Source organism: Nocardiopsis trehalosi NBRC 14201 (assembly GCF_001552555.1).
GTDB lineage: Bacteria > Actinomycetota > Actinomycetes > Streptosporangiales > Streptosporangiaceae > Nocardiopsis_B > Nocardiopsis_B trehalosi.
Map to the genome: position 1 here is coordinate 1 of NZ_BCRK01000246.1, position 7,326 is coordinate 7,326.

The 7,326-nt window shown below is 77.4% G+C and carries 5 protein-coding genes and 1 pseudogene; 4 read left to right on the forward strand and 2 right to left on the reverse strand.

Annotated features, from left to right (window positions below):
• Together NT8_RS26115 and NT8_RS26120 are read left to right on the forward strand one after the other, a co-directional pair.
• Nucleotides 1–814: pseudogene (locus NT8_RS26115) on the forward strand (hypothetical protein); the annotation flags it as partial.
• A gap of 137 nt (nucleotides 815–951) precedes the next feature.
• Entirely contained in the window at nucleotides 952–1,962 is a 1,011-nt protein-coding gene (locus tag NT8_RS26120; protein WP_067975156.1) for a tryptophan--tRNA ligase, read from the forward strand.
• A gap of 46 nt (nucleotides 1,963–2,008) precedes the next feature.
• On the opposite strand, the gene NT8_RS26125 is transcribed toward NT8_RS26120, so the two are convergent.
• Both NT8_RS26125 and NT8_RS26130 read right to left on the reverse strand, forming a co-directional pair.
• Complete coding sequence (locus NT8_RS26125; RefSeq protein WP_067975158.1) at nucleotides 2,009–2,425, reverse strand: RNHCP domain-containing protein; 417 nt, start codon at nucleotides 2,423–2,425, stop codon at nucleotides 2,009–2,011.
• Between the two features lie 186 nt (nucleotides 2,426–2,611).
• Nucleotides 2,612–3,028, reverse strand: coding sequence for an RNHCP domain-containing protein (locus NT8_RS26130; protein WP_084469298.1), 417 nt, complete (start codon nucleotides 3,026–3,028; stop codon nucleotides 2,612–2,614).
• Between the two features lie 1,047 nt (nucleotides 3,029–4,075).
• On the opposite strand from NT8_RS26130, the gene NT8_RS26135 reads away from it, so the two are divergent.
• Together NT8_RS26135 and NT8_RS26140 are read left to right on the forward strand one after the other, a co-directional pair.
• Nucleotides 4,076–4,864 carry an FkbM family methyltransferase gene (locus tag NT8_RS26135; RefSeq protein WP_084469299.1) on the forward strand — a complete coding sequence of 263 codons (789 nt, stop codon included), beginning with the start codon at nucleotides 4,076–4,078 and terminating at the stop codon, nucleotides 4,862–4,864.
• A gap of 504 nt (nucleotides 4,865–5,368) precedes the next feature.
• Nucleotides 5,369–7,213, forward strand: a complete 1,845-nt coding sequence (locus NT8_RS26140) for a fatty acyl-AMP ligase (RefSeq protein WP_067975162.1) — start codon at nucleotides 5,369–5,371, stop codon at nucleotides 7,211–7,213.
• The last annotated feature ends 113 nt before the right edge of the window (nucleotides 7,214–7,326 follow it).

Consider the following 7,326-nt stretch of genomic DNA (forward strand, 5'->3'; position numbering starts at 1 on the left):
GGGCGGACTGGCGGCCGGGGGAGCGGCCGGGGGAGTGGCGGCCGGCGGCGCCGCCGGGAGCGGGGCCGCCGGCGCGGCCGGAGCGGGCACGGCGGGCGCCGGCACCATCGCGGGCATGAGCAAGGGCACCGCCCTGCTCGTCGCCGGGGCCACCGCGACCACGGTCGTCACCGGCGGATGGGTCGCCGGCCGCGTCACCACCGACCAGCCCCTCCTGCCCACCGCCGCCGAGAGCCCGGCGTCCTCGCCGTCCGCCGACCCCGCCCCGCAGGAGGTCGAGTTCCAGTCCATGCGCATCGACGTCCCCGCCGACTGGCGGGTGCAGCGGGTCGAGGAGGACTTCGCCACCCCCGGCCAGCCCGACCCGGCGCCCGGGGAGTGGATCGCGCTCTTCCCCGACGGCGGCACCTGCGGCGTCGACCTCACCTGGACGGTCCCCGGCGGGGAGACCTGCCGCCACCTCAAGATCCTCGGCCCCCTGGGCATCGAGCGGGGCGGACCCGGCAACGGACCCCTCGACGCCGAGACCTACTACGTGCCCACCACCGAGGTGCCGCCGTGCCCCGAAGGCGCCGACATCACCCCCGACAACAGGTCCCGGCCCCCGGCGGGCGAGGTCGAGGACGTCGAGATCGGCGGGCGGGCGGCGACCCGCGGCGAATGGCACGTGCCCTGTTTGACCGGCCCCGACTTCCAGGACTACGCCACCTACCCGCAGGTGCTGTGGCGCCTTCCTGCCGAGGAGATCCTCATCGTCGACAACTTCGGGTTCGACGGCCTGGAGGAAATCCTCGGCACCGCCGAGTTCTCCTAGGCCCTCGGGGACCGGCGGCCGCCCGCCGACCGGGTGGCCCGCCGATCGCGGAGCGCGGCGGGCGGGAACACCGGTGGGCGGCCCCGGGCGCGCCGCCGCGGGGGGCGGGGCGCCCCGCCCCCGATAAAATCGCCCGTATGGCAGCGACCAAGACCTACCTGACGGGCATCCAGACCTCCGGGATGCCCCACATCGGCAACTACATCGGGGCGATCAAGCCGGCGCTCGCCGCCGCCGACGCGAACACCACGCTGTACTTCCTCGCCGACTACCACTCCCTGAACTCGGTCAAGGACCCCGCCCGGCTCCGCCAGGACATCCGATCGGTCGCCGCCACCTGGCTCGCCTGCGGACTCGACCCCGAGCGCACCGTCATCTACCGGCAGTCGAGCATCCCTGAGGTGTTCGAGCTGGCCACCATCCTGGCCAGCGTCACGGCCAAGGGCCTGATGAACCGGGCGCACGCCTACAAGGCCGCGCGCGACCGCAACGAGGCCGCGGGCGTCGCCGAACTCGACGCCGGCGTGAACATGGGGCTGTTCAACTACCCGATCCTCATGGCCGCCGACATCCTGGTGATGGAGGCCGACGTCGTCCCGGTCGGGCGCGACCAGGTGCAGCACATCGAGTACACCGCCGACATCGCCAAGTCGTTCAACCACCTGTACGGCGAGTCCTACGCCTTCCCCATCCCCGAGGGGGCCTACCCCGAGGGCGAGGCCAGCATCCTGCCCGGTGTCGACGGCCGCAAGATGAGCAAGTCCTACGACAACCACATCCCGATCTTCCTGCCGGAGAGCCGGCTGAAGAAGACCGTCCGGCGCATCCCGACCGACTCCACCCCCGTCGAGGACCCCAAGGACCCCGACACCTCCGTCCCCTTCCAGCTCCTCGCGCAGTTCGCCGCCCCCGAGCGCACCGCCGACGTCCGCAAGCGCCTGGAGGCCGGCGGCATGGGCTGGGGCGAGCTGAAGAACGAGCTGTTCGACGTCCTCAACACCCTGTTCACCCCGATGCGCGACCGCTACGAGGAGCTGATCGCCCCCGGCAGCGACCTCGACGACATCCTCGCGGCCGGCGCCGACCGCGCCCGCGCCCGCAGCCGCGCCACCCTCGCCAAGGTCCGCACCGCCGTCGGCATCGACTGACCCCCGCCCTCCGGGGCCGGGCCGGAGCGGCCCGGCCCCGGAGGGGTCAGAGCGACATCAGCGCCCGCACCGGGACCGTGGGGTCGGACAGCGGGCGCACCGCGAGCCGCAGCAGCGCGAGCGCGTTGTCGTCGCCGGCGATCCGGTTCGCGCTGAGGTCGCCGCACGCCAGGCAGTGGTGGATGACCAGCCACTCCCCGTCCGGGCGCGCCGACATGCTCAGCGGCGCCATGCGCCCCCGGCAGTCCGCGGCCCGGTCGCCCGGCACCCGCAGGTCGACGTGCAGGCTGGCCAGGCAGTGCGGGCAGTGGTTGCGGTGGGCGGTGCCAGGGGCGTCGAACGGCACGTCGAGCCGGCAGCCGACGCACCGGAACGCCCCGCCGCGCACTCCCTCGCCCCGGTGCTCGCGCACCGGCTTCGCCCGCTGGGGGCGGCGCCCCCCGCGCACACTACGCCGCGGCATGGCGCACCCCCGTTCCCCGTGGTAGGGCTGCACCGGTAACACGCCGCGGCAGGGCCGTGCTGTCACCGCGCTGCGGCGGGGCCGCACCGGTACCGCGACGCGGTAGGTCCGCGCCGGCACCGCGCCGCGTCCCGTGGCCGCCGCGCACGCGGCGCCGAGGCATGGCGCGTTCCCGTCCGGCGGCCCTCACAGGTCACCGAACGCTTCGAGCGGGAACGGCGGCTGCGCGAGCGGCCGCACCGCCAGGCGCATGAGCACGAGCTGGTTGTCGTCGCCCCGGATGGGCGTCGACGTGAGCTCGTCGCAGCGGACGCAGCGGTGGATTACCCGCCAGTCGCCGCCGCGCGGGACGGCGACGGAGATCGGCACCATGCGGCCGCCGCAGTCGGACGGGCCGCCGTCGACGTGGTCGGTGAGGTGCCGCGAGTGCAGGCAGCTCGGGCAGTGGTCGCGGCGCGCGCCGTCGGGCGCGGCCTCGTTCAGGGTCAGGCCGCACCGCACACACGTGAAGGTGGCGGCGCGGGAGTGCGGACTGAGGTCGCGCGGACCGCGGTCGCGCGGACCGCGGTCGTGTGGACTGCGGTCGTGTTCGTGGGTGGACAACCCGGTTGCTCCTCGGCGAGATGGTCTGTCGTCGCAAGGAGAGGCCGAGCGGTCCCCACCCCGGCCGGTCGCCCCGGCGCGCGGACGCGCGGGCGGAACCGGTGGGGGCCGGGAGGCGGCGCGTCAGCGGCGCGGCGGGCCCATGGGACGGAGGGGAGCGCTCGGCTCCTGCCGGGTCATCAACCACGCCTTTCCGGGCCTCATGGGCCCCGTCGCACCTGCACGTTCCGGGCGAAGCTACCACCCCGCCCCCCGCCACCACGAGTGGTTTTTCCGCCCCCGACCCGCCCCTCGCCCGCGCCCTTCGCCCGCCTTCGCCCGGTGGGACGCCCGGCCCTCGGCCCGGCCCGCCACGGCGCCGCCGTACGGTACCGCTGTCCCCGCCCCGGCCGTCTCCCCCGAGCGGGCGGGCCGCCCCGCCCACCCTCGGCAGGCCACATCCCCGCCCACCATCGGCGGCGCCGGCCTCGCCCCGGAACACCCGCGCGCGCCGCGCGTGCATCACCGCACCGGACACCGCGCCCGGCGGCGCGTTGTCCGATCCGTTCCGCACGGCGGGTAGCCGAACTTCCGCCCGGCCCTTAGCGGTGCCGGCCGCGTTCCCCCGGGTGGACCGGAGAGCGTCCCACCGCGATGCGGCCGCGTGCCCCGTGGTAGCCCGGAAGGGCCGTTCGGTGCGCGGCGCCGTGTGTCCACGCACAGGGAAAGCGTGGTGCTGATCCGCGACGGTCGTGGCGGGGCCGCCCGGTGGGCGGGGGTGGGCCGTTCGGTCGGCGCGATGTGCCCACGCTCGGGGGCGGCTCGCCGCCGGTCCGGGTTCAGCCCCGGCGTCCATGCGGCCGCGCGGCGGGGTGAGGTGCGTGCGGTGGGGTGTGTGCGGCGGGGCGGGGCGCGGCGGCGGGGGAGCGGCCCTACGCTCGGGACCGGAGGGCGCCGCCCGTCCGCATCCCTGCCGACCCGGTCGACCCGCCCGACCGTTCCGCCCGTCCCGACCGTTCCGCCCGACCGACCTGCCGACCGATTCGCCCGACCGACCTGGAGGCCGCCATGACGTCACCCGCGCCCCGCCCGCCGCACGCCCCGACCGCCGGGACGGACACGGGAGGACTCCGGCTCCGCGCGGCCGGGGGCGCCCTGCGCGCCCTGTCGCCGCACGCGTTCTTCATCGAGCGGGAGGTGGCCGGACTCGGCGCCGTGGTCCGCCCCGGGCAGGCGTGCGTCGACATCGGGGCCGAGTACGGCCTGTACACCTTCGCGCTGGCCGATCTGGTGGGGCCGCGCGGCTCCGTGCTCGGCGTCGAGCCGCTGCCCGGACCGGCCGCGTTCCTGCGCGCCGCCGCTCGCGCCCTGGACGCCCGCCACGTTCGCGTCGTCCGCTGCGCGCTCGGGCGCGAACCCGGCTCCGGGGTCCTCAGCCTGCCGGTGCGCCGGGGCCTGCCCGTGCACGGGCGCGCCTTCCTCACCACCGGCGCCGACGGGCCCGGCCCCAACGCCGAGTTCGGCGCCGAGCGCCGGGTCCCCACGCCCGTCACCACCCTCGACGCCCTGGTGGCGGACCAGGGCATCGGGCGGGTCGACTTCGTCAAGGCCGACGTGGAGGGCGCCGAACTCGCCGTGCTCGACGGCGGCCGCGCCGTCTTGGAGCGCGACCGCCCCGCGCTGCTGCTGGAGATCGAGGACCGGCACCTCGCCAAGTACGGCGCCCGCGCGACCGACCTGGTCGACCGGCTCTCCGCCCTCGGCTACCGCATGCGGGTCCGCGTCGCGGGGGAGTGGCGGTCCGCCGACCGCGTTCGGGACGGCCACCGCAACTACCTGTTCACCACCGGTGCCTGATCCCGGTGCCTGACTCCGGGCTCTGCGCCCGGCGGCTGACCCCGGCCTTCGACCCCGCCCCTGACCCCGGCCGCTGAGCGGCCTCCGCCCCCGGCCCCTGGTGTCGCCCGCGCCGCACGGGGGCGGCCCGCGGCGGAGGGCGGAAATCCGGCGTATGTCAAAAACGGCGCAAGTTGCCGCGTTCCGACGAAGGGTGCGATTTCCGAAACTCCGGCTGAATGGGGTGGCGCGGCGATCGCCATCCGGCGGCGTTTATCACGCCGGTGACAATACCCGCGGGTAAGTTCGCGTCCGTGTACACAGCGCCACCGGGCGACTCCCCGTTAGGTTCCCTCCAGGTCGTCCGGTGACAACCGTGCGCGGCCACCCCCTCCCGGCCGGTCCGGCGGCCCCCTTCGCCGGACCGGCCCCTCCGCCGCCCCTCCCGGCGCCGAGAGGGGGTGCGCCGGTGCGGACGGTCCCGCCCAGGCGGCCGCCGCAGGGAACCGAGGCGTTGGAGAGCACATGCCATGGACGCGTGACGACCGGACTCCGCACCGCGCACGCGGCCCCCACCCCGGCCCCGGCCCCCACCCCCGCTTCGGCCCGGCCGCGCCCGCCGAGCCCCTGATCGCGCGCCTCGACCGGTGGGCGGCCGAGGCGCCGCACGCCCCCGCCTACGCCTTCACCGACCACACCCACGGGGCCGAGGGCGCCACCACCGCCCTCACCTGGTCCGAGACCGCCCGCCGCGCCGCCGCCCTCGCCGCCCGCGTCCACGCCGCCACCGTCCCCGGCGAGCGGGTCGCGATCCTCGCCCCCCAGGGGATCGACTACGTCGTCGCCGTGCTCGCCGTCCTGCGCACCCACGCGGCCGCCGTCCCGCTGCCCGCCCCCGGTCCGACCCGCCCCGCCCCGACCGCCCCCGGCCCGCCCGGTCGCGGCGACCGGCTCGCGGGCGCCCTCCGCGACTGCGCGCCCGCGCTCGTCCTCACCACCTCGGCCGCCCACGACGCGGTGAAGCGGCTGCTCGCCGACGCCCCCGGGGCGGCGGTGCGCGCGGTGGCCGCCGTCGACGAACCCGCCCCCGCCGGCCCGCCGCCGGCCCTCCCCGACCCGCCAGCCGCGACCGGCACCGCCTACCTCCAGTACACCTCCGGCGCCACCCGCCGCCCCGCCGGCGTGGTGGTCACCCACGCCAACCTGACCGCCAACGTGCGGCAGGTGTGGGCGGCCGCCGTCGGCGGCGAGGACACCACCATCACCACCGCCGGGTGGCTGCCGCTCTTCCACGGCATGGGGCTGCTCCTCACCGTCGCCGTCCCGCTGCTCACCGGCAGCCGCGCCGAGTTCATGGACCCCGCCGCGTTCGCCGCCGACCCGATCCGCTGGCTCCGCCTCATGTCGCGGCGGCGCGCCGTGTACTCGGCCGCCCCCGACTCCGCCTACGCCCACTGCGCGCGCCGCGTCCGCCCCGCCGACCGCGCCGGGCTCGACCTCAGCGGGGTCCGCCGCCTCCTCAACGGCGGCGAACCGGTCCGCCCCGCCACCCTGCGCGCCTTCACCGGCGCGTTCGCCGGCGCCGGACTCGACCCCGCCGCGCTCACCCCCGCCTACGGCCTGGCCGAGGCCACCGCCTGCGTCGGCATGGACGCCGCGCCCCGCCCGCCGCGCCTGCGCGTGGTCGACCGCGACGCCCTCGCAGCGGGCGTCGTCGTGGAACGCCCCGACGGCGAGGAGCACAGCACCGTCCTCGTCTCCTGCGGGCGCCCCGTGGGACAGCGGACCGCCGTGGTCGACCCCCACCACCGGGTCGAGGTCCCCGAAGGCGCCGTCGGGGAGATCTGGGTGAGCGGCCCCAACGTCGGCGGCGGCTACCGGGGCGGCCGCGGCGCCGAGGCGTTCGGCGCCGTCCTGCGCGGCGGCGACCCGGACGTCCGCTGGCTGCGCACCGGCGACCTCGGGGCCCTCGTCGACGGCGAACTCCACGTCACCGGCCGCGCCGCGGACCGCATCACCGCCGACGGCCGCCACCACGACCCCCGCGACATCGAGGCGACCGTCGCCGCCGCGCACCCCCGCCTCCGCGGCCGCCGGGTCGCGGCCTACGGCGTCCCCGCCGACCTGGGCGGACACCTGGTGGTCACCGCGGAGGCCGCCGACCCCCCGCCCGACACCCCGCCCGACACCCCCGACGGCGACGCCGCCCTCACCCGCACCGTGCGGGCCGCCGTCTTCCGCGAACACGCGCTGCGCCTGCACGACCTCGTCCTCGTCGGCCCCGGCGCGATCCCCCGGACCGCCCTCGGCACCACCGCCCGATCCGCCTGCCGCGACGCCTACCTGCGCGACCGCCGTCGGGCGCCCTGACCCGGCCGAGCCGCCCCAGAACCCTGAAGGCCCCCACCCCGCCTGACCGCGACCCCGCCCGCCCCACCCCGGCGCCCCGACCCACCCCCGACCCGGCCGTGCCGGACCGCGCG